Genomic DNA, 21,041 nt, shown 5'->3' on the forward strand with positions numbered 1-21,041 from the left:
CAGACGCACGACTTCTGCTTGCAATCAATATAGTGATCGCGTGCCATCGCGACTAGATGGCAGAATTGGCAAAGACTTGTGAAGTGACTTCATTAATGCCGAGAGAGAACTACAGCGACCTGCTGGCTTTCATTGCAGTGGCGCGCGAGCAGAGCTTCACGCGCGCAGCCGCGCAACTTGGGGTGTCCCAATCCGCGCTCAGTCACACGGTTCGTGCACTCGAGACCAAGATGGGAGTCCGGCTGCTGACCCGCACCACGCGCAGTGTTTCCCCCACGGATGCTGGAGAGCGACTGCTGTTAAATACTGCTCCGCGGTTCCGCGAGATCGAGGCGGAACTGGCTGCGGTGGGCGAGTTGCGTGACCAGCCCGCGGGCACCATTCGCATTACAGCGACAGAAAATGCGGTCGAGACGGCTTTGTGGCCCAGGCTGGCCATGCTGCTTCCAAAATACCCTCAGATCAAGGTCGAGGTCAACACAGAATCTCGCTTCACTGACATCGTCGAGCGGCGATATGACATGGGCGTGCGACTGGGCGACGAAGTGGCCCGCGACATGACCGCGGTGCGCATCAGTGCCGACATGCGTATTGCGATTGTTGCCTCACCCGTCTATCTCCAGGAGCGCCCGGAGCCCGTGAAGCCGCAGGACCTGACCGGTCATGAGTGCATCAATCTGCGCCTGATGAGCCACGGCGACCTCTACGTCTGGGAGCTGAAGAAGGGCGAGCAGAACGTCAACGTGCGGGTCGAGGGCCAGCTCGTCTTCAACGGCACAAGGCAGATCCTCCATGCTGCGCTGGCTGGCTTCGGACTCGGGTATTTGCCAGAGGAAATGGCGCGACCATACATTGCGACGGGGCAGCTCAAGCAGGTCCTTGAAGACTGGTCTCCGACGTTCCCCGGCTATCACCTCTACTACCCGAAGCGCAGGCAGTTGTCCCGCGCGATGGCTGTGCTGATCGACGCGCTGCGCCATCCGGCAGAAGAGTCATGAGCCCTTGCGACTGGGGCGTAACGCGGAGAGCTGCAAGTGGCCATTGAAAGCTTCAGCGACGTCATTGCCTTCGTTCATGTCGTGCGTCAAGGCAACTTCACCCGGGCCGCCGCACTGCTGGGAGTTTCGCCTTCCGCGTTGAGCCATGCCGTTCGCGGACTCGAAACACGCCTGGGTGTGCGGCTGCTGGCACGCACGACACGAAGCATTTCCACCACCGAAGCAGGTGAGAGGCTGTATCTCAGCGTGGCACCGCGTTTCGACGAAATCGATGCGGAGGTTGCAGCCGTGGAGGAGTTGCGCGACAAGCCCGTCGGGACTATCCGCATCACGGCGGCCGAGCACGCCGCAAACAGCATCCTCTGGCCGAAGCTGTCCGGAGTCCTGCACAGTCACTCCGAAATCAATGTCGAGATTACTGTGGACTACACCCTGTCGGACATCGTCGCGGCCCGCTATGACGCGGGCGTGCGCCTGGGCGATCAGGTGGCCAAGGACATGATCGCGGTGCGCATCAGTCCGGACTTGCGGATTGCCGTCGTCGCTTCGCCTGGATATTTCGCGACGCGTCCGCGGCCCGGTTCTCCGCACGAACTTGCTCAGCACAACTGCATCAGTCTGCGGCTGCCGACTCATGGGGGATTTCTCCCGTGGGACTTCGAAAAGGACGGCCAGGAGGTCAAGCTCCGCGTGAGCGGCCAATGGGTGTTCAACAGCAGTTCGCCCATTGTCAAGGCGGCGCTGGCGGACTACGGCCTGGCCTTCATTCCCGAAGACATGGTGATGGAGCACATCGCGGCGGGAAGGTTGATCCGAGTGCTGGACGACTGGTGCAAGCCTTATCCGGGTTACTACCTTTACTACCCGAGCCGACGCCAATCTTCTCGTGCCATGGCCGTCGTCGTCGAGGCATTGCGATATCGGGAGTAGACCGGAGGCGCCTTTGCGGGACGAGCTCAGGATGAGCCTGCACCCGTTGCCGTGCCCGGCCATTCATGAGCTCGGCTCAGCAGTGAATGCGCGATCTCGGGCTTACTCGAAGCCACCGCATTCCGTACGATCCTTCTCTCAGTCGAGGAGGAGCAAAGACAGGCCGTGATTCACGCGTTTATTTGCCTTTTTCGTCTCAACATGACGCGGCCGTGGCCTGTTGGCGTGCAGCCAAGAACATGCGCCAGATGGAGCAAATGACCATGATCCGTAGAACGTCCCCCAGGTATCGCGAGGCTGTCGCGCTGGCCGCCGCCGTGGTCCTGGTACTGGCGATTGCGCCGAGCCGCGCCGCCCAAAACACGGAAGAACCACTAGCCATGAGTACCACGCAATCGGCTTCCGACGCACTTTCCGCCAAGCAGCAAGCCATCCCGTCGATCGCAGCCTTCATGGCCACGAGCGATATGCCCAAGCTCAACGCCGCTTTGAATCGGGGATTGGATGCAGGCCTCAGCATCGGCGAGGCCAAGGAAATCTTGGTGCAGTTGTATGCCTACGTTGGCTTTCCGCGCAGCCTCAATGCGTTGGGGGAATTGATGAAGGTGCTGGAGGACCGCAAGCAGCGCGGCATCCAGGACGCGCCAGGACGCGAACCCAGCCGTGTCCCGCCCACCGGCGAAGCCTTGCTGGCGGCGGGCACGGCCAACCAGACCCGTATTTCAGGTGCTCCCGTCAAGGGCCCGGTGTTCGATTTCGCGCCCGTCATCAATCAGTTTCTGCAGGCCCACTTGTTCGGCGATATCTTCGAGCGCGACAACCTCGACTGGCAAAGCCGCGAACTGGCCACGGTCGGTGCGCTGGCGGCCACGCCGGGCGTGGAAGCGCAGTTGCGCTCGCACATGAGTGCCAGCATGCGGGTGGGGCTGAGCGCGGCGCAGCTGCGCCAGTTGGTCCAGGGGTTGGCCGAAAGCGGCGACGAGCAGGCCGCCAAACGTGCAGGCGCAGCACTGACGCAGGCATTGACTGCCGCCACATCGGAAGGATGAACATGAAAGCCACTAAAACCCTATTGACCATTGCCCTGGCGACGTTGCTCGCGGCCTGTGCGGCCCAGTCCAATGCCCCCGACAGCACTGCGGGCCCTTTGATGATTCAAGCGCAAGGCAGTTTCGCCGCAGGCGGCACGATGGTCACTGCGCAAGGCACTTTCGACCCACGCAAACCCATGGCGCCGGAGGGGCAGAGCTACCACGGTGACCATGCCTACGCGTTCTATCAACTTCCCGTGAATGCACGGAAGTACCCGATCGTCATGTGGCACGGCGCAGGCCAGTTCTCCAAGACATGGGAAACCACGGCAGATGGCCGCGAAGGTTTCCAGAACATCTTCCTGCGTCGCCGGTTCGGCGTGTACCTGATCGATCAGCCGCGGCGCGGCAATGCCGGGCGCAGCATGGTCGAAGCCACCCTCAAGCCGACTCCGGACGAGCAACTCTGGTTCAACCAATTCCGCGTCGGGCTGTGGCCGAACTACTTCAATGGCGTGCAGGTCGACCGCAGCCCCGAAACGCTCAACCAGTTCTTCCGAGCCATGACGCCGAACACCGGCCCGTTCGATATGAACGTCGTGTCCGACGGGGTGTCGGCGGTGTTCGACAAGGTCGGCCCCGGCATCCTCTTCACGCACTCGCAGGGTGGTGGACCGGGCTGGCTGACCGCGATGAAGAACAGCAAGGTCAAGGCCATCGTCTCCTTCGAGCCTGGCAGCAGTTTCATCTTTCCGCAGGGCGAGGTGCCGGCGCCCATCCCGAGTGCGTTCGACACCGTGCGAGGAGAGGCCACCTCTTTGCCACAGTTCATGGCGCTGACGCGGATCCCGATCCTGATCTTCTATGGTGACAACATCCCGGAACAGCGCATGGATCTCCCGGCCCAGGACAGCTGGCGCGCCCGGCTGCAAATGGCCCGCCTGTGGCGCGACGTCGTCAATCGCCATGGGGGCGATGTGACGGTGGTGCATTTGCCGGAGGCCGGCATCAAGGGCAACACCCACTTCCCCATGTCGGACCTCAACAACGTCCAGATTGCCGACCTGGTTTCGAAGTTTCTCGCTGAGAAAAAGCTGGACTGACGAGAAAAGCGCACCGAGCGCGGCGAAGAAGCGAGGCGAGGCATACGAGGAAATCCCGGAAGGCACGAACGACAGTCGTGCCGATCTCTGAGCATCTTTGTGGAGCGCGCGTCTTCCATCTCAAGCAATATGCATATGAAACACACAGTTCTAAAGGCGACCTTCATGGCTGCCATGGTTGGTATGTCGGGAGGCGAAGCCGAGGCGGCCGACCACAAAAAGAATGCGTTCACCTTGGCCTACGACGGCGCGATCTCGAAAAACGAACCGGGTAAAGTCAACGTCCATCCGGTCAGGTACAAGCTCGACGGCCTGGATATTGCAGCGAACGTGTACACCCCTGCGAACTACGATCCGAAGAAGAAATACCCCACCATCGTGGTGGCGCACCCGAACGGCGGGGTGAAGGAACAAGTCGCTGGCCTGTATGCCCAGCGCTTGGCGGAAAAGGGCTACATCACGATCACCGCGGATGCCGCGTACCAGGGCGGGAGCGGTGGTCAGCCGCGCAATGTGGACAAGCCTGCATTCCGCATCGAGGACATCCACGGCATGGCAGACTTCATCTCCAGCTATGCGGGCGCCGATGTCGCACGCCTGGGTCTGCTTGGTATCTGCGGCGGTGGCGGCTACTCGCTGGCTGCGGCACAGACCGACAAGCGCTTCAGGTCGATTGCGACGCTGAGCATGTTCAACTCCGGACGGGTGCGGCGCAATGGCTTCGAGGATTCGCAACTGGACTCCATCCAGGAGCGACTGCAACAGGCTTCGGCTGCGCGCGCCCAGGAAGCGGCCGGCGGGACTGTGCTCTATTCGGGGGACGCCGACATGACGGACGCACAGATCGCCGCATTGCCATTCGAGATGTACCGCCAAGGCTACGAGTATTACTGGAAGACGCACGCGCATCCCAACTCAACCTTCAAGTACACCACCAGCAGCTTGCTTGACTTGATGCGCTTCGACGCGACTCATCAGATCGAACTAATCAACAAGCCGCTGCTGATGATCGCAGGCAGCAAGGCCGACAGCCTGTACATGAGCGAGGATGCGTTCGCCAAGGCTACGGGCACGAAGGACAAGGAGTTCTTCAAGATCGATGGTGCCACGCACATCGAAACCTACTGGGTCCCCAAGTATGTGGACGCCGCCATGGAAAAGTTGACAACGTTCTACGCGAAAACGCTGTGATGCGAGGCAGCAGCTTTGCTGCGGCCCGTCCGGGTGCCGCTGCGCCGAGTCGACAGCGCGGTCTACCGTACGACGCCAGTGAACCTGGGTTGCCGCTTCTCTGCGAACGCGGCAAGTCCTTCCGCATAGTCGATGGAGTTCAGGATTTCGGGCAGCGCAGCGCGCTCGACCTGCAGCGCAGCAGCCAACGGTAGCTCGATCCCCTGATAGACCAGCCGCTTGATGGTGGCTAGCGCAGTGGCCGAGCGGCTGGCCAGCAATCGGGCCACGCTGTCGACATGGGCGTCGAGTGCATCGGCTGCAACGACGTCGTCGACCAGCCCAATGGATTGGGCGTATTCGCTGGTCACGGGCTCGCCCGTCAACATGAGCCTCAGCGCGCGGCTGACGCCGACCAAGCGTGGCAGGCGCTGCGTGCCGCCTGCGCCCGGAAAGGCACCGATGCGGCTTTCCGTCAGGCCCAGGGAAACGCCCGCCGCGGCGATGCGCATGTCGCAGGCCAATGCCAGCTCTGTTCCGCCGCCAAGGGCGAGGCCGTTGATCACTGCGACGGTCACACAGTGCGCAGCACCCAGCGAATCGATCGCCGCACGAATCCCCGCGTTGTGCGCCAGCTTGCCCGCCAAGTCCATGTCACTGCGCTCCTTGAGGTCAGCGCCCGCGCTGAAAGCCCGGCCCGTACCCTGCACGAGTAGCACGCGTGCATGGCGTGCGGACGCATCGGCCACGCACGCGCTCAGTGCCTGCACTGTGCCCACGCCGAGCGCATTCAATCGCTCGGGTCGGCTCAGGCGGATGCGATAGATATCGTCGCCCAAAGACTCCAGGGCGACCTCCGGTCCATCGGTCATCACAGGGTATTCCTTTCATAGCGGGTTCAGGCCGCGCGCCAACGCCTCCCGGTGGGCCGGATGGGCAATGCGGACGAGACGGCGCGCGCGCTCGGGCAACGAGCAGCCGAGCAGATTGGCTGTGCCGTATTCCGTCACGATCAGATGCACATCGCTGCGCGGCGCTGTGACGGGACGATCGCCGAGACTGGCCACGATGCGCGAATGTCGGCCATTCGGCGTGGTCGATGGGAACGCGATGATGGAGCACCCGCCAGGTGAAGCAACGCCGCCGCGGATGAAGTCCAGGTATCCGCCAACGGCGCCAAGGTAGCGGCCGCCAGCCACCTCCGCGTTGACCTGGCCGCTCAGGTCGACCTCGATGCCTGAGTTGATGGAGTGGAATGTCGACAGGCTGGCCATCACCGCGGGCTGGTGCGTGTAGTCGGCACTGCGCATGTCGAAGAGTCCTGAGCGCTCGGCGAAGGTCCTCAGGCGTTGGGTGCCGAACAGACCACCGGTCACGGTCTTGCCGACATCGATGCCCTTGTGCGCGTTCGTCACGACGCCGCGTTCCATCAGATCGATGATGGCATCGGACAGGACACCGCTGTGGACACCCAGCCCTTGATGATCACGCAGGGCCTCGGCGACGGCCACGGGCAAGGTGCCGACGCCCAACTGCACGGTGGCTCTGTCGGGAATCAATTCGGCAACGTGTCGTGCAACGTTGCGCTCGACGCTCGTGGGCACTGGGTCGGGCAGGTCGATGATTCTGTCGTCTCCATCGACCAGCACGTCGATGTCTGCGCTTTCAACGCGGGCCTCCCCGCCCATGCACGGCAAGGCGGGATTGAGCAGGGCGATGACGAGGCGCGATCGCTGCATCATGGCGCGCGTGAAGTCGCAGATCACCCCCAACGTGAATCCACCGTCCGGCAGGGCTCTGACCTGCACCAGGCACACGTCTACCTGCAGTCCACCCGTTCGAAACAGGCCGGGCAGCGCGCTCAGGTGCGCTGGAAATATCTCCGCCATCGCGGTGACGCGGCGGCTGTTGCCGGCCCCGTTGAGCGCGCGGAACTTGAAGTCGCGTCCGAGTTCGGGCTGCAGGGTGTTCGACTGAGTGAGGCCGAACAGCAAGGTGGGGCGTTGCAGCATCGGCCCTTGCGTGACCAGAAGCTCTGTAAGCGCGAGGGGTTCGCCGGGGCCTTGCGGCCAGGCGATCACTTCGTCGGCGCGGATCAGATCCGCGAACCGCAACTGTTGCAATGAAATGGTGTGCATGCTGTCGCGTGTTCGCTGTCGTGCGCGTCAGGCGGGCTGGATGTTGGCTTCGCGGGCCAGGCGAATCCACTTGACAACCTCGGTGTCGATGCGCGTCTTCAATTCGGCGGGCGTTGTTTCCCACGGACTGACGCCGCCTTCCGCTAGTTTCTTGATCGCTTCCGGCTGCCGCTGCGACTGGCGCAACGCCGCGTTGATGCGTTCGACGGTCTCGCGCTGCATGCCGGGTGGGCCGACGAGGGCCGACCAGGTCGAGAAGTCGAAGTCCGGAATGGTCTCCGAGATCGCTGGCCAATCCGGGGCCAAGGGGCTGCGGCGTGGGGTCGTGACGCCCAGTATCCGGATCTTGCCGCCCTTGCTTTGCGTCAAGGCGGTTGCCAGGTCCATGATGACCAGATCCAGGATGTCACCGAGGAAGTCGGTGTAGGTCGTGGACGTCGACTTGTACGGGACCAGCAGCAGCTCGCCGCCGGGCACCTTGCCGTTGAAGGTGGCGAACTGGATCTGCGTCAGCGACGAATAGTGGCCGGCCCGCACCTTGGCGGGGTTTTGCTTGGCGTGCGCGATGAGTTCGGCGAACGTGCGCGCCGGGAAGCTGCTCTTGACGACCCAGGCCTGGCTGCCGATGTAGGTGCCGCCGATGCAGCTCAGATCGCGCCGCGGGTCGTAAGGCAGGTTCTTGACCAGCGCCACGTTGATGGCCAGCGGCGATATGGAGCCCATCAGCAGTGTCGACCCATCGGGGTTGGAGCGAATGAGCTCCTGCATTGCGATTGCTCCGTTGGCACCGGGCTTGTTGTCCACGATGGCCGTTTGTCCCAGGAAAGAGCCCATGCCGGGCGTCAGGATACGGGTGACCGAATCGCTCGGCGTTCCCGGTCCCAGCGGCACGAGGATGCGGATGGACCGCCCCCCCGCTGGCTGCGCGTGAGTTCCGGAAGACGCCAGAGTCAATCCGAAAAGCTTGAGGGCGTCACGTCGTTTCATTGCGATGTCTCCGGTCCTTGGTGCCGTGGAACGCGGCGAGGCCCACGATTCCTTGTTATGCGAACAAGTTTAGAAATCGACCTTGCACCATGTCCATGCTCATTTCCGGGACGCTTGCTGCGGATTTTGTGAAGCGGCCGGCACCTGTCGACGGTTCTGCCGGATGCTCCAGGAAGCGCCAGCCTGTCGCCACACTAGGCCAATGGCTTGGCCTGGCGCAGGTCTGGCCAGATGTCCGATGCCGCGTCCAGGAATGCGCGGATCAGCGGGTCATCGCGTCGGCTTGCCAGGTGGGCGATGTAGCTTGGATATGCGACCTTGACCAGAGGAGAGAGCGCGATGTCGCCGTGTCGCTCGGCTTCGAGGGCGTAGTCTTCGCGAACGAGACACAGGCCCACGCCGGCTTCCAGCATCGCGCGGCCCAGCGTGGCATTGTCGAAGCTCGCAACCGAATTGAGCGTCAGCCCCCGGTCGGTGAACAGCTCTTTCAGGATCACCGTGTAGGCCATGCTGCTGTCGGTCGGTGTCACCCAGGGCAGGCCAGCAAGTCGGGCCCAGGTGGCGTTTTCGATTTCATCCTTCCAGGCGGCGGGGCCGGCAACGCGGAAGATGATGGTCCTGAGCTCATAGTAGTTGAAGCTGCTGTCGGCAGGGCGACCGAGAAGCAGCGCAATGTCCAGTTCGCCCGTCTTGAGACCTTCGTGCGCGCCTGACGAGGGACGCGCACGCAGGTCCGTTGTCACCAGCGGGTGTCGCACACGCAATGACTGAATGATTTCACCGATGCGGCTGTACGAAGGGTCGCTGCTGGACGCCACGACCAGGCGACCTTCGATCTTGCCGCACAGTTCGCGTGCGAACGACGAGAACAGCGTGGCTTCGTTCAGAACCGACCTTGCCCTCTCGAGCAACAACTGACCGGCGCGGGTCAGCTCCAGCCGGCGGCTGGCGCGCACGAACAGCTGTGTGTCCAACGTGGATTCCACCGCGCGTACATGCGCACTGGCGGCGGAGAGGCTGATGTGCAGGCGTTCCGCTGCCCGCGTCAGATGCTGCTCTTCGGCAACTGCAACGAAGGTGCGAAGTTGAACAAGGTCAATCATCACGATGTGTCTCCAACGGTAGTAGACGCCAAGCGTTTGCGTGAGGCAATGCGCGAGGCGACGTGGCCAATTGTGGGGCACTCACCGGATGGTTCGGATTTCGAGCACACATGGTTCAAGGAATCGCCATGGACATCGCGAGGCGTCGATTTCTACACTGCATCGCACTCGAAGCTGCCGAGTCGCACAGCTCAGGCCGGCATCCATTCAGGCCGCTTCAACATCGCGTCCACCACCAGAGGAGACCCCACATGAACAACCAGAGACTGCTTCTCACAGAGGACCAGCGTGCCCTGATCGGTGCCGTGCGAAACCTGTGCAAGGACAAGAATTTCAAAGGCAATTCGATCAAGTACCTGGACGGAACCTACCCCGCGGAGAATCTGAAGGCACTGGCCGCCATTGGTGTGCTGGGCATGTCGATTCCGCAAGAGTACGGTGGCTCCAATCTGCCCGTTTTCGATACAGCCCTTGTGCTTGAAGAGGTCGCCAAGAATTGCTATCCCACTGCGATGGGGGTGATGAGCAGCCTGGGTGTCCAGACCCGCGTGATCTCCACGTATGCGCCCGAGGCCATGAAGCGCGTCATCCTGCCGAAGGTAGCGTCCGGTGAGATCGCACTGGCCGTGTGTATGACCGAGCCGCACGCCGGAACGGACGTACCGAACTACAAGACCAATACCGTGATCAAGGGCGATCGTGCGGTGGTCAACGGCGTCAAGACCCTGATCAGCAAGGCCAACGAGGCGCAGTGGTTCGTGGTGTTCACGCGCATCAACGGGATACCCGGGCGCGAGGGGATCGGCTGCGTGCTGCTTAACCGCGATTCCCCCGGCTTCGAGGTGACGGCGCGCTATCACACGATGGGTGGAGAGTACCTTGCGGAGATCCAGTTCCACGACGTGGAGGTCCCGCTGGAGAACGTGCTGCTGCGCGAAGGAGGGTTCAAGAGACTCCTGACCGCTTTCAACACCCAGCGCTGCCTGAATCCCAGTATCTCGCTGGGCATGGCCGAAGCGGCCTTCGAGGAGGCGATCAGCTACGTGCGCGAGCGCACCATTCGTGGTCAGCACGTGTCCGAGTTCCAGGGCATCCAGTGGAAGCTGGCCGATATGTACAGGGACATAGAGGCGGGCCGCAGCCTGCTGTATCGCGCGGCGCTGACGGCCGATCCTTTCCCCAATCCGCACGAGGCCGCGATTGCCAAGATGTTCGTCAACGAGATGGCGATCCGCGTGGCCAGCGAGGCGCTGCAGGTGCATGGGGGCTATGGCTTCACGAACGACTACCCGATCTCTCGCATCTACCGCGGTGTGCGCTATGGCACGCTGGGCGGTGGTGCCACCGAGGCCCTGAAGGACCTGGTCGGCAAGAAGCTGGTCGAGGACTTCGATCCGGTTGATGGATTCCTGTCGCAGGGAACCTTCTGATGCGGCGCGGCCAGCACTTCGTTCCTGCGCTACGGCTGTTCGACGGGGCGGACAGTCTGGCCGCGCTGCATGGCGAACTGGCGCGAGTGGGCAGCCTGCGTGCCGTGGTTTTCTGCGGCGCCTCGCTGGTGCGCGAGGGTGCCGCGCTCGACACGGTTCGCCGGGCCATGGGCGATCGCTGCGCCGGCGTGTTCGCAGGCGTGAAGGCGCACAGCCCGCTGGATGATGTGGAGGTTGCGGTGCAGGAATTGAAGCGCCTGCGCGCGGATGCCGTGGTAGCGGTGGGGGGGGGCTCTGCCGTGGTCACGGCACGCGCCGCGAGCATTCTGCTGGCGGAGCCGGGCGATGCGAGGGATCTGTGCACGGTGCGCAATGGCGATGGCGCGCTGTTCAGCCCACGGCTGCAGGCCCCCAAGCTGGCGCAACTGGTCGTGCCGACGACGCCTACGACCGCGACCCTGAAAGCGGGCAGCGCCGTCCTCGATCCAGTGGACGGTAAGCGCCTCGCATTGTTCGATCCCAAGACGCGGGCGCAGGCGGTGTTCGTTCACCCCGATCTGCTCAAGACACCGCCGGGCACCTTGGTCATCAGTGCAGCGCTGAACACGCTGGCCATGGCGCTCGAAGGACTCATGTCCCTCGCGGGTGATCCGTTCTCCGACGGACTTCTGATGCACGCCACGCGGCTGATCGCACAGGGGCTCGCGGGCATGGGGACGAGCGATGAGGCGGCGGCGCGTTCCGATCTCATGTTTGCTTCGCTGATGTGCGGCCATGCCACGGACTACACCGGTGCTGGCATCGCGATCCCGCTCGGCCATGCCGTCAGCGCCCGTTTTCATGTTGACAACGGCTTTGCCAATGCCATCTTGCTGCCCCATGTCGTCCGCTTCAACGCGCAGGCGGCCATCTCCGGCCTCGCAAAGCTGGCCGCTGCGCTCGGCCGGCCGGTGCGCGAAGCGGATCCCGCGGATGCGGTGATTCAGGCCCTCGATCAGCTCCTTGAGCAGCTGTGTGCGCCCCGACGTCTGCGCGACATCGGTGTCACGCGCGCATCGCTGCCCGAACTGGCTGAGATATCGATGGACGACTGGTTCGTCCAAGGCAACCCGCGTCCCGTGCGTGACGCCAGCGAGCTGCTTTCCGTGCTGACCAATGCCTGGTAGCCCGCGCGCCGTTGCTGCAGAAAGATATTCACAGGAAGGCCCCCGGTATGCGTTCTCTTCTTTTCGTCCCTGCCCATGACGCACGCAAGTGCGACAAGGGACTTGCCAGCGAGGCCGATGCCTTGATCTTGGATCTGGAGGATGCCGTGCCGGCGCCCGAGAAAGAACGGGCACGGGCGCTCTGCGGCGACTTCGTCGCACGGTACTGCGAGCGCATGCGGCTGTTCGTGCGCATCAACGCGCTGTCGACAGGCCTGGCCGAAGCCGATCTCGACGCGGTAGTTCGCGCCAAACCTTACGGGGTGATGTTGCCGAAGTGCGAGAGCGCCCAGGAGCTCGTGCGGCTGAGCGTGCTCTTGGGCGAGCGCGAAGCACGCGCCGGGGTGGACGTCGGCGCGATCCGGATTCTGCCGATCGTGACCGAGACCGCAGCCAGCCTGTTCCATCTGGGAAGCTACGCACAGCAGCCCGAACCTCGCCTGTGTGGGTTGTTCTGGGGAGGGGAGGACCTGGCGGCCGATATCGGCGCCAATGTGAATCGCGATGCATCGGGACGCTACACCGCGCCTTACCAGATGGCGCGTGCGCTCACGCTGCTCGGTGCCACGGCGGCGCAGGTGCCAGCCTTCGATGCGGTCTACACGGACTTTCGCGATCCCGCAGGCTTGCGAATCGAAGCGGACGAAGCGCAACGAGATGGCTTCTCGGGCAAGGTGGCCGTTCATCCCGATCAGATCGCATCCATTCACGCGGCCTTCATGCCATCGGAAGCCGAGATCGCGCAGGCCAGGCGCGTCGTCGAAGCGTTCGAAGCACGGCCGGCGGCCGGCGCGCTGGTCCTGGACGGCCGGATGCTCGACCGCCCCCACTTGCGTTCCGCCCAGCGACTACTCGCACGAGCGGGTGTCCAACCCTCCCACTGATTCTTCCGGAGCCTTCCATGTCTGACCTCACGACGCGCTACCCCTTGTCGGGCATCACCGTCATCGACCTCTCGCACATCTACAACGGGCCCTACGCCACCTTCCTGATGGCCATGGCCGGTGCCGACGTCATCAAGGTGGAGCCCCTGACGGGCGAGAACCTGCGCAGCCGGGGCGACCTCGGCGGTGTCGCACTGCCATTTGCGATGCTCAACTCGAACAAGCAACCCGTGACCTTGAATCTGAAGTCCGAGAAGGGCAAGCAGCTGCTCAGGGAAATGGTGCAGCGCGCAGACATCCTCGTAGAGAACTTCGCACCGGGCGTGATGGATCGCCTGGGCCTTGGTGCGACAGAGCTGCACAAGATCAACCCTCGGCTCATCTATGGCTCCAGCTCGGGGTACGGCAGGGAAGGACCGTATCGTGACTACCCGGCCATGGACCTTGTGATGCAGGCCATGTGCGGAGTGATCGATTCCACGGGCCACCCGGATCAGCCTGGCGTGAAATCGGGTGCTGCGCTGTGCGACTTCATGGCGGGCATCCACCTGTATGCGGCCATCATGACGGCACTGTACGAGCGGGAGGGCACGGGCGAGGGCCGAGTGGTCGAGGTGTCCATGCAGGACGCGACCTATGCCTCTCTGGCGTCCAACCTCGGCATGCTGCATGCGCGCGGGGCACAGGCGCCCGCCCGCACGGGCAACCGGCACGGCGGGCTGGGGGTATCGCCCTACAACGTCTACGCCACGGTCGATGGTCACGTGGTGTTGAACGCGCCGGCCGACCATCATTTCCGGGCCATCCTCGAAGTGATGGACCGCAGCGACCTGAAGGACGACCCTCGTTTTTCAACGCGCACGGCGCGGGTGCAGAACTGCGAAGCGGTGGACGAACTGATCGAGCAATGGACCCGACAACAGCTGCGCGACGACGTGGCGCGGCGAATGCTGGCAGCCAAGGTGCCCTGCGCGCCCGTTCGCAGCCTGCCCGAGGTGATGGTCGACGAGAACATGCACGCGCGCGGCAACCTGCAATGGATCGAGCACCCGGAGCTTGGCCGCGTGGTGCTGATGCACTCGCCGCTGGTGTTCGAGGGAACGCAGCGCCGCCCGATCGAGCCGAGCCTGCCGATGGGGGCGTGCAACGAGACTGTCTACGGCACCTGGCTCGGCCGTTCGACACAGGAGCTTGCGGCGCTGCGAAGCGAGGGCGTCATTTCCTGAGCGTCGGCTCTTTCTTGTGAGTGCGCGATGGCACAGCTCGCAATTGGTGCGAGGCTTGACATTTTCTCCGCCTCTCTCATAAAGTAGTTCGTATAAAAGAAAGTAAGTTCATATATATGAACAAATGAGACAAAGCCATGTATCCAATTCTGCGTTCGTTTCTCGCCAGTTTGGCGTTCGCCTCGGCATTGCCTGGCGCCTCGGCACAGGTCTATCCGGACCGGCCGATCAAGCTGATCCTGCCGTTTCCGGCCGGCAGCGCAACGGATGGGACCGCGCGCGTCATCGCGGAAGACCTCCGCAAGGGTTTGGGCCAGCCGGTCATCATCGAGAACCAGGCCGGCGCTGACGGAAACATCGCCGCGATGAATGTGAAGCGCGCGGCCCCCGATGGCTATACGTTGCTCATGAGCACAAATTCCGCGCATGCGGTCAACAAGACGCTCTATTCCCATCTGGCCTTCGATCCCGAGAAGGACTTCGAGCCGGTGGCCGGGCTGATCAGCATCCCACTGACGCTGTTGGTGCGCAAAGATTTTCCGGCCGACGACATGGCGACCTTCGTGCAGGTGGCCAAGCAGCGGTCCGGCAGCAAGCCACTGAGCTTCGGCAGCGGAAATACGTCCGGTCAGGTGGCCGCCTCGTTGATGCAATCCGCCGCCGGAATTGAGATCACGCTGGTGCCATATCGCGGGACGCCACAGGCCCTGACGGATCTCGTTGGCGGTCAGATCGATGCGTTGCTCGGCGATCCCTATTCATCGATGGGCTTCGTCAACAGCGGACAGTTGAAGGTCCTGGCCGTGACAGGCAGCGTGCGCCATCCCCTGCTTCCCAAGGCGCCGACGATGGCGGAGGCCGGTTACAAGGACATGCAGGTCGTGACCTGGGCGGCGCTGTTCGCACCCGCCAAGACCGACCCGGCCATCATCGACAGGCTGAGCAAGGAGGTCGGAAAGAGTCTCTCGAAACAAGAGACAAAGGAGGCCGTGCAGAAGATGGCCATGACGCCAATGGTCATGAACCCAGGCGAGTTGCGCAATTTCGTGCACTCGGAAATCGACCGATGGGGCCGGCTGGTGAAGCAAGCCGGCATCCCGAAGAAATAGGCGCACCCACCATGCAAGAAACGAACAAACGCCTCCACGACCGCCGCATCGTGATCACGGGGGCCGCCTCCGGCATCGGGCAGGCCACGGCACGGCTGTTTGCCGCCGAAGGTGCGGCCCTGACGTTGCTCGACCGGAACGCGCACGGCCTGCAGGGCATCGCACGGGAGACTCATGCCCATGTGTTCGAGGCCGATGTGACCGATGAGGGCGCAGTTGCGCAATCGGTCGAGCGAGGCGCAACTGCGATGGGCGGCATCGATGGCGTGGTCAATGCCGCCGGCGTGATGCTGCGGGGCTCGGTGCTGGGGGTCGACGTTGTGCAGTGGCGGCGCGTGCTGGAGATCAACCTCACGGGCAGCTACATCGTCGTGCGCTGCTGCCTGCCGTGGTTGAAGCAGGCGGCGCATGCCACCATCGTGAACCTTGGCTCCGGCCAGTCGCTGTTGCCGAACTCCCCCGATCGCACGGCCTATTCGGCCTCGAAAGGCGGCGTCCTGAATCTCACGCGCGCATTGGCGGCCGAACTCGCTCCGTCCATTCGCGCCAACACCGTGTGTCCCGGGCTGGTGGATACGCCGATGGCCGAGGGCGTCCAGGGCAACGTGGGCAACTACGCGCTCGGGCGGCTTGCACAGCCCGAGGAAATCGCGCGAGCCATCCTGTTCCTGACCAGCGTCGAGTCGTCCTACATCACGGGTGCTGCGCTGGCCGTGGACGGTGGGCGCTCCTTCCACTGAAAGCGGGTGCGTCCTCATGTCCCTTTCCGCTGAAACCTTTGTTCTTCGCTCTTCATGGACCTCGCCCTTCGTGCGCAAGGTGCGCATGGTGGTCGACGTTCTGGGGCTGGTCGATCGCGTCACGCTGCTTCCGATCGACGCGGCCGACCCGAACGACCCTCTGCCCCAGCAGAACCCTTTGGGCAAGTACCCCTGCCTGTTGCGTGCGGATGGCACAGCCGTCTACGACAGCAGCGTGATCCTCGAGTTCCTGCAACTGGTCGCAGGGACGGACCGGCTGCTGCCGCTCGATGGGCCTCAACGCATCGACATGCTCACGCGCACGCGGCTGGCCGACGGCATCATCGACGCTGGCGCCCTGGTGATCTACGAAGAGCGATACCATGACGCGGCCATGCGATCGAAGACATGGCTGGAACATCAGCGCAGCAAGATCGGACGTGCGCTGGCCATGTTCGAGGCAGCCCCTCCCGATCCGCGGCGCACCGATGCGGTGTCGATCGGTTTGGCATGCGCACTGGGATTCCTGGACCGTCGCCAGCCCGTTGCGTGGCGCGAAGCCTGTCCGGGACTCGTGCATTGGCTGGCTTCTTTCGCCAGGAACGAACCGGCATTCGATCGGACGCGTCCGCCAGACGCCTGAAGGCGGCGTCCGACTTCCCGTCCTCCGCAGGGATCAGTCCACCTGGATGCCGCGCTCCTTGATGAGCTGAGTCCAGCGCGCGAGGTCTGTGCGAATCAGCGCGCCCAACTCTTCGGGCGTGCTCGGGCGGGGGGTGGAGCTTTCGCGTGCGAGGACTTCCCTGACCTCGGCCGTCGCGAGCACGGCATGAAGCTCCTCGTTCAGTCGCTTGACGACGCTGGCCGGCATGTCCGCGGGACCGAGCAATCCGAACCAGACCTCCAGGCGGAAGCCCGGCAGACCGGCTTCCGAAGCCGTCGGGATGTCGGGCGCCAGGGGCGAGCGCTGCGGTCCGGTGACTGCCAGAGCACGTATCTTCCCGCCTTGGATCTGACCGATGGCCGAAGGCACGCTGGGGACCAGCATCTGCAGGTTGCCTCCCATCAGGTCGTTGAAGGCGAGCGAGATCCCCTTGTAAGGCACATGCATGAGCTGGACTTTGGCGGCCGAGGCGAACAGTTCGGTGCCCAGGTGATTGGTCCCGCCCGTGCCGGCCGATCCGTAGCTGATGCCGCCCGGCTTCGCGCGCGCCAGGGCGATGAGTTCGCGCAGCGAGTTGGCCTTGAGGCTGTTGGACACGACGATCACCAGGGGACTCTGAGCGATCAGGCCGATCGGCTGCAGATCCTTCACTGGGTCGTAGGGCAGCTTCTTGCCGGCTGCCGCGTTGGTCGTGATCGAGGTGGACGCCAGCAGCAGCGTGTAGCCATCGGGCGCCGCCTTGGCGACGAATTCCGTACCGATCGTGCCTCCGGCGCCGCCCTTGTTCTCGACGATGACAGGCTGGCCCAGCCGCTCTCCCAGTTTGATGCCCAGCAGCCGAGCGAGGCTGTCGTTGCTGCCGCCCGCTGCAAAGGGCACGATCAACTTGATCGGCCGTTGAGGCCAGGGTGTTTGCGCGCGGCTCCAGGATGGCAGAAGCGCGCAAGCGCCGAGCGCAAGAGCGTGGCGCCGCGTGAGCGCGTAGGCAGCGGGTGAGTCGAGCATTGCAGTGTCTCCGAGGGCCGGTCTGCGCCGGCGTTGCTGGCAGGGGCGTGGCCCCGGTGAGTCAGGACATCAGGCTCACGAGTTCGGCGATGTCCTGGATGGTTTCGAGTCGGTCCACAGCAGCCGCCAGGCGGCTCGACGTGTCGTCGGGCAGGGGGCGGGCTGCAAAGGTCGCGCAGTCCGCGGACTTGGCGGCGAATTCCGCTTTCGTCATCGCGTTGTTCGGGTGGCCTTTCGGGTAGTCCACGCGTGTCTCTGCGGTCTGGCCGTCGCAGAACTTCACGATGACCCGCGCGGGCGTGACGAAGCGGCTCCAGTCGCGCTCGATGTCCTCGTCCACGTAGGGCTGCACGCGCGCGGTCAGTGCCAGGATGTCGCTGCGCTTGAGGCCTTCGTCGGAGAAATGGCGAATACCGATCTGGCCGTCGATCCACGCGGCCGCCACCGCATACGGAATGCTGAACTGTGCCTCGACGATGGTCCGAGGGGCCAATCGCACATGTTCTGGCACGCAGACCATTTGATATCCCGGTGCCGTCACGCCGACGCGAATGCTCTCGATCTCGTCGGCGGGGCGGCCGGTCTCCTTTGCCAGTTGCAATGCCGCATCGATGGCGGCGTGCGTGTCACGGCAGCAGGGATAGGGCTTGTAGCTCAGGTTCAGAAATTCGAAGCGGCTGCCCAGTTCCTTGCGTACGACCTCCCGGTCGACGCGTCCCTGCAGGTAGACGCGGATAAAACCATCTGCCCCATCGAACACGCCTTGCGCGCCGCGGATGCCGCGCTGGGCAAGCTGCACGGCCACCACTGCGGCCTGTGCGGCCAGGCCGGGCTGCAACCGTTTCATCAGCGAGGCATCGCGCGTGACCTGGTGATTGCCCGCCACCGAGCTGTACACAATGCCGAAAGCGTTGAGCATCTGCTCCTCGTTCAGGCCCAGCGCGCGGCCAGCAGCGGCCGTGGCCCCGAAGTAGCCCAGCAGCGAGGTGTAGATGAAGCCGCTTTCGACAATGTCGACGGTTACGCCAACGCCCAGGCGACAGGTGACCTCCAGGCCGGCCGCGACAGCCGCGATCAGATCCTCGCCGGAAAGGCCTCCGCGCAGCTGGCCAGCCGCAATGGCCGCTGGCACGGTACTGACCCCCGCATGCAGGATTGCACCATCGTGCGTGTCGTCGTAGTCGCGCGCGTGTGACATGCCGCCATTGACCCATGCTGCGTGGTGCGCTGGGAACTTGCCGCCGAAGACGAACATGTCTGCTTGCGGTGTGCCTGACCATTCCCGGACCAGGCCGGAAACCTCGCCGATGGCCTTGGCCGAGGACCCGGCCAGAGCGCAGGACAGGGTATCGAGGATGTTGGTCTTGACCGCCTGGACCACGGCATCGTCGAGCCGTGCAGTATCCAGGCTGGAGGCAAAGCGCGCCAGATCGATGGCCAGATCGGGGTGTGCGGGGCGTGTGTTTATCTTGGTGTCGGAGGCTGCCGTCATGGTGAGGTCCTGGTGCCGGTTTCGGAAAGTGGGATCAGTCTAGGAAACCGGGCGGCTGTGGTGCCATGCTTTTTTTCGGGACGCTGTCTGCTTGTTTTTCGAAGACGGTGTTCGATCTGGAAACGGGGCGCGCGATTCACCGGTGGTTCCCTTTCCTGGGCGGTGTGCACTTCTGGGCATGTTGTCTAGCGGAATCGGGAGCTGCACACCTCCCTTAAACTGGCGCGAGTCCAACAGCTGGCGCAACGATGAAGCCAAAGGAAAGCAATCACCAGATGGAGCAGCCCTTGCGGGAGAAGGCGTCGGATCCGCAGAACCACCGCACCGTGGACCGCGTCACGCAGATCCTGGAAGAGGTGGTCTATCACCCGGGCATGACGTTTGCCGAACTGGTGCGAGCGCTGGGGGCTGCCAAGAGCTCCGTGCACGGGTTTATCCGAGGGCTGCTGGCCAAGGGTTGGCTCTACGAGGATCAGCATCGCTTCTACCTGGGGCCTGCCGTCTATGGGCTCACGCTTGCGAGCGGCCATATCCGTGCCGGGTCGGTGACGCACGAAGACTTGGCGGCGTTGCATGCGGAGACAAAGTTAGCTGTGTTTCTGGGCGTACAGGCTGGTGACCACCTGATCTACATCGCCGAGGCGGGAAGCGATCAGGCGGCCGGCTTTGAAGCGCGCTCGAACATTCGCCGAACCTTGCTTTCCACCGCGGGTGGCAAGGCGCTGTTGGCTGCCAGATCGCCATTCGAGCGCGAGTCGTACTTGCGCAGGCGTTCTCGCGAAGAGGCCAATCTGGTGGACGTCTTCCTCGGTGAGATGGGCGGGATCGCAAAAACGCGCATCGCCACCAATGCGAACCCGACCAGCATGCGGATGGGGCTCGCGACTGCGGTGCGTGGCCGAACGGGAGATGTGGTCGCTTCTGTGACGCTGGTTGGTCCTGCTGCCGATGTAAGGCCGCGCCTGGCCAAGCTTTCGAAGCTGCTCCTCAAGCATGTCGACGGGTGGACCAGCGCCTCGACGCTACCCCGCGAAGCCATCTGATACTGCGCAGATCGACTGGGCGCCCAACGTTCGCAAAACGGGGACGCGAGTTCTCGAAAATTGCCATGGACGCCTGCGGCCGGCACTTCCTACACTGAGTCAAGATCAGAGATAGCGGCTTTTGCGCGCGGCGCATTTGTCTCCGGGTACCGACCCTCGGTCGTGGATCTTGGAAGACCGGACCATGAGCAGACTGACGCGCCGGACATCAGCGCATGCCGGTAAGCCCCGGCGGCCGAAATTTCTCCTTTCAAACGCTGTTGCCCTCTGGGTGAGTGCAGCGTGTGTCTGTGACAGGAACTGACATATGACGATAAGAACGGTCGGCATCATCGGTGCCGGAACGATGGGCAACGGCATCGCGCAGGCCTGCGCTGTGGCCGGCGTGAATGTGGTGATGGTCGACATCGCCCAGGCGGCGGTCGACAAGGGCCTGGCCACGGTGTCGGGCAGCCTCGACCGCCTCATCAAGAAAGAAAAGCTCACCGCCGAGCAGAAGACAGCCGCACTGGCGCTCATCCAGGGCTCGACGAACTACGAGGACCTGAAGAGCGCCCAACTGGTGATCGAGGCGGCCACCGAGAACCACGCGCTCAAGCTCAAGATCCTCAAGCAGGTCGACGACATGCTGGCGCCCGAAGTGATCATCGCGTCGAACACCTCGTCGATCTCGATCACGCAGCTGGCAGCCGCCACCTCGCGCCCCGACCGCTTCATCGGCATGCACTTCTTCAACCCGGTGCCGATGATGGCGCTGGTGGAGCTGATCCGCGGCTACCTCAC

The 21,041-nt window shown here is 63.6% G+C and carries 20 protein-coding genes; 14 read left to right on the forward strand and 6 right to left on the reverse strand.

The features are described from left to right. Positions 1 to 95: 95 nt before the first annotated feature. The 5 genes from BLW48_RS29600 to BLW48_RS29620 all read left to right on the forward strand — a co-directional run bounded on the left by BLW48_RS29600 (position 96) and on the right by BLW48_RS29620 (position 5,253). Entirely contained in the window at positions 96 to 998 is a 903-nt protein-coding gene (locus BLW48_RS29600) for a LysR family transcriptional regulator (RefSeq protein WP_093179129.1), read from the forward strand. Between the two features lie 36 nt (positions 999 to 1,034). After that, positions 1,035 to 1,928 carry a LysR family transcriptional regulator gene (locus tag BLW48_RS29605; RefSeq protein ID WP_093179131.1) on the forward strand — a complete coding sequence of 298 codons (894 nt, stop codon included), beginning with the start codon at positions 1,035 to 1,037 and terminating at the stop codon, positions 1,926 to 1,928. Positions 1,929 to 2,191: 263 nt separating this feature from the next. Continuing rightward, entirely contained in the window at positions 2,192 to 2,977 is a 786-nt protein-coding gene (locus tag BLW48_RS29610) for a carboxymuconolactone decarboxylase family protein (RefSeq protein ID WP_093179171.1), read from the forward strand. Positions 2,978 to 2,979: 2 nt separating this feature from the next. Continuing rightward, positions 2,980 to 4,062 carry an alpha/beta hydrolase gene (locus BLW48_RS29615; protein ID WP_093179173.1) on the forward strand — a complete coding sequence of 361 codons (1,083 nt, stop codon included), beginning with the start codon at positions 2,980 to 2,982 and terminating at the stop codon, positions 4,060 to 4,062. Between the two features lie 165 nt (positions 4,063 to 4,227). Beyond that, positions 4,228 to 5,253, forward strand: coding sequence for an alpha/beta hydrolase (locus BLW48_RS29620; protein ID WP_218137537.1), 1,026 nt, complete (start codon positions 4,228 to 4,230; stop codon positions 5,251 to 5,253). 62 nt (positions 5,254 to 5,315) lie between these two features. On the opposite strand, the gene BLW48_RS29625 is transcribed toward BLW48_RS29620, so the two are convergent. From BLW48_RS29625 to BLW48_RS29640, 4 genes are all read right to left on the reverse strand, one after another. Continuing rightward, positions 5,316 to 6,104, reverse strand: a complete 789-nt coding sequence (locus BLW48_RS29625) for an enoyl-CoA hydratase/isomerase family protein (RefSeq protein WP_093179134.1) — start codon at positions 6,102 to 6,104, stop codon at positions 5,316 to 5,318. Positions 6,105 to 6,119: 15 nt separating this feature from the next. Beyond that, complete coding sequence (locus BLW48_RS29630; RefSeq protein ID WP_093179135.1) at positions 6,120 to 7,370, reverse strand: acetyl-CoA hydrolase/transferase family protein; 1,251 nt, start codon at positions 7,368 to 7,370, stop codon at positions 6,120 to 6,122. Positions 7,371 to 7,397: 27 nt separating this feature from the next. Further along, positions 7,398 to 8,357, reverse strand: a complete 960-nt coding sequence (locus tag BLW48_RS29635; RefSeq protein WP_093179137.1) for a Bug family tripartite tricarboxylate transporter substrate binding protein — start codon at positions 8,355 to 8,357, stop codon at positions 7,398 to 7,400. A 194-nt stretch (positions 8,358 to 8,551) separates the two neighbouring features. Beyond that, positions 8,552 to 9,541, reverse strand: coding sequence for a LysR family transcriptional regulator (locus BLW48_RS29640; protein WP_256330999.1), 990 nt, complete (start codon positions 9,539 to 9,541; stop codon positions 8,552 to 8,554). A 170-nt stretch (positions 9,542 to 9,711) separates the two neighbouring features. On the opposite strand from BLW48_RS29640, the gene BLW48_RS29645 reads away from it, so the two are divergent. From BLW48_RS29645 to BLW48_RS29675, 7 genes are all read left to right on the forward strand, one after another. Continuing rightward, positions 9,712 to 10,890, forward strand: a complete 1,179-nt coding sequence (locus BLW48_RS29645; protein ID WP_093179140.1) for an acyl-CoA dehydrogenase family protein — start codon at positions 9,712 to 9,714, stop codon at positions 10,888 to 10,890. Continuing rightward, complete coding sequence (locus BLW48_RS29650) at positions 10,890 to 12,056, forward strand: iron-containing alcohol dehydrogenase family protein (protein ID WP_093179141.1); 1,167 nt, start codon at positions 10,890 to 10,892, stop codon at positions 12,054 to 12,056. The genes BLW48_RS29645 and BLW48_RS29650 overlap by 1 nt, the downstream gene beginning before the upstream one ends. A 47-nt stretch (positions 12,057 to 12,103) precedes the next feature. Then, a complete protein-coding gene (locus BLW48_RS29655; RefSeq protein WP_093179143.1) occupies positions 12,104 to 12,979 on the forward strand; it encodes an HpcH/HpaI aldolase/citrate lyase family protein in 876 nt (291 codons plus the stop codon). Between the two features lie 17 nt (positions 12,980 to 12,996). Next, positions 12,997 to 14,205, forward strand: a complete 1,209-nt coding sequence (locus BLW48_RS29660; RefSeq protein ID WP_093179144.1) for a CaiB/BaiF CoA transferase family protein — start codon at positions 12,997 to 12,999, stop codon at positions 14,203 to 14,205. Positions 14,206 to 14,342: 137 nt separating this feature from the next. After that, positions 14,343 to 15,314 (forward strand): Bug family tripartite tricarboxylate transporter substrate binding protein, encoded by a 972-nt coding sequence (locus BLW48_RS29665; protein ID WP_093179146.1) that lies wholly within the window; start codon positions 14,343 to 14,345, stop codon positions 15,312 to 15,314. Positions 15,315 to 15,325: 11 nt separating this feature from the next. After that, on the forward strand, positions 15,326 to 16,054 hold the full coding sequence (locus BLW48_RS29670) for an SDR family NAD(P)-dependent oxidoreductase (RefSeq protein ID WP_093179147.1): 729 nt from the start codon (positions 15,326 to 15,328) through the stop codon (positions 16,052 to 16,054). 70 nt (positions 16,055 to 16,124) lie between these two features. Beyond that, complete coding sequence (locus BLW48_RS29675; protein WP_218137538.1) at positions 16,125 to 16,697, forward strand: glutathione S-transferase N-terminal domain-containing protein; 573 nt, start codon at positions 16,125 to 16,127, stop codon at positions 16,695 to 16,697. 33 nt (positions 16,698 to 16,730) lie between these two features. Here the strand turns inward: BLW48_RS29675 and BLW48_RS29680 are convergent, their stop codons facing one another. Next, positions 16,731 to 17,723 carry a Bug family tripartite tricarboxylate transporter substrate binding protein gene (locus BLW48_RS29680; RefSeq protein WP_093179150.1) on the reverse strand — a complete coding sequence of 331 codons (993 nt, stop codon included), beginning with the start codon at positions 17,721 to 17,723 and terminating at the stop codon, positions 16,731 to 16,733. 61 nt (positions 17,724 to 17,784) lie between these two features. Continuing rightward, the gene (locus BLW48_RS29685; RefSeq protein WP_093179152.1) at positions 17,785 to 19,215 is read right to left on the reverse strand and encodes an MmgE/PrpD family protein; all 1,431 of its coding nucleotides are present in this window, start codon (positions 19,213 to 19,215) and stop codon (positions 17,785 to 17,787) included. A 248-nt stretch (positions 19,216 to 19,463) separates the two neighbouring features. On the opposite strand from BLW48_RS29685, the gene BLW48_RS29690 reads away from it, so the two are divergent. Both BLW48_RS29690 and BLW48_RS29695 read left to right on the forward strand, forming a co-directional pair. Next, positions 19,464 to 20,258 carry an IclR family transcriptional regulator gene (locus tag BLW48_RS29690; protein ID WP_218137539.1) on the forward strand — a complete coding sequence of 265 codons (795 nt, stop codon included), beginning with the start codon at positions 19,464 to 19,466 and terminating at the stop codon, positions 20,256 to 20,258. A 307-nt stretch (positions 20,259 to 20,565) separates the two neighbouring features. After that, positions 20,566 to 21,041: 3-hydroxyacyl-CoA dehydrogenase NAD-binding domain-containing protein (locus tag BLW48_RS29695; RefSeq protein ID WP_256331000.1), on the forward strand; the 476-nt coding region annotated here is incomplete at its 3' end.

The sequence above is a fragment of the Variovorax sp. YR266 genome, assembly GCF_900107295.1.
In the GTDB taxonomy this organism is placed as follows: Bacteria; Pseudomonadota; Gammaproteobacteria; order Burkholderiales; family Burkholderiaceae_C; genus Variovorax.

Coding starts and splice junctions, on each gene's coding strand:
- BLW48_RS29650 (WP_093179141.1), top strand. CDS start 10,890: ATGCGGCGCGGCCAGCACTTCGTTCCTGCGCTACGGCTGTTCGACGGG.
- BLW48_RS29690 (WP_218137539.1), top strand. CDS start 19,464: ATGAAGCCAAAGGAAAGCAATCACCAGATGGAGCAGCCCTTGCGGGAG.
- BLW48_RS29635 (WP_093179137.1), bottom strand. CDS start 8,357: ATGAAACGACGTGACGCCCTCAAGCTTTTCGGATTGACTCTGGCGTCT.
- BLW48_RS29680 (WP_093179150.1), bottom strand. CDS start 17,723: ATGCTCGACTCACCCGCTGCCTACGCGCTCACGCGGCGCCACGCTCTT.
- BLW48_RS29615 (WP_093179173.1), top strand. CDS start 2,980: ATGAAAGCCACTAAAACCCTATTGACCATTGCCCTGGCGACGTTGCTC.
- BLW48_RS29630 (WP_093179135.1), bottom strand. CDS start 7,370: ATGCACACCATTTCATTGCAACAGTTGCGGTTCGCGGATCTGATCCGC.
- BLW48_RS29685 (WP_093179152.1), bottom strand. CDS start 19,215: ATGACGGCAGCCTCCGACACCAAGATAAACACACGCCCCGCACACCCC.
- BLW48_RS29660 (WP_093179144.1), top strand. CDS start 12,997: ATGTCTGACCTCACGACGCGCTACCCCTTGTCGGGCATCACCGTCATC.
- BLW48_RS29620 (WP_218137537.1), top strand. CDS start 4,228: ATGGCTGCCATGGTTGGTATGTCGGGAGGCGAAGCCGAGGCGGCCGAC.
- BLW48_RS29655 (WP_093179143.1), top strand. CDS start 12,104: ATGCGTTCTCTTCTTTTCGTCCCTGCCCATGACGCACGCAAGTGCGAC.
- BLW48_RS29610 (WP_093179171.1), top strand. CDS start 2,192: ATGATCCGTAGAACGTCCCCCAGGTATCGCGAGGCTGTCGCGCTGGCC.
- BLW48_RS29645 (WP_093179140.1), top strand. CDS start 9,712: ATGAACAACCAGAGACTGCTTCTCACAGAGGACCAGCGTGCCCTGATC.
- BLW48_RS29670 (WP_093179147.1), top strand. CDS start 15,326: ATGCAAGAAACGAACAAACGCCTCCACGACCGCCGCATCGTGATCACG.
- BLW48_RS29625 (WP_093179134.1), bottom strand. CDS start 6,104: ATGACCGATGGACCGGAGGTCGCCCTGGAGTCTTTGGGCGACGATATC.
- BLW48_RS29665 (WP_093179146.1), top strand. CDS start 14,343: ATGTATCCAATTCTGCGTTCGTTTCTCGCCAGTTTGGCGTTCGCCTCG.
- BLW48_RS29600 (WP_093179129.1), top strand. CDS start 96: ATGCCGAGAGAGAACTACAGCGACCTGCTGGCTTTCATTGCAGTGGCG.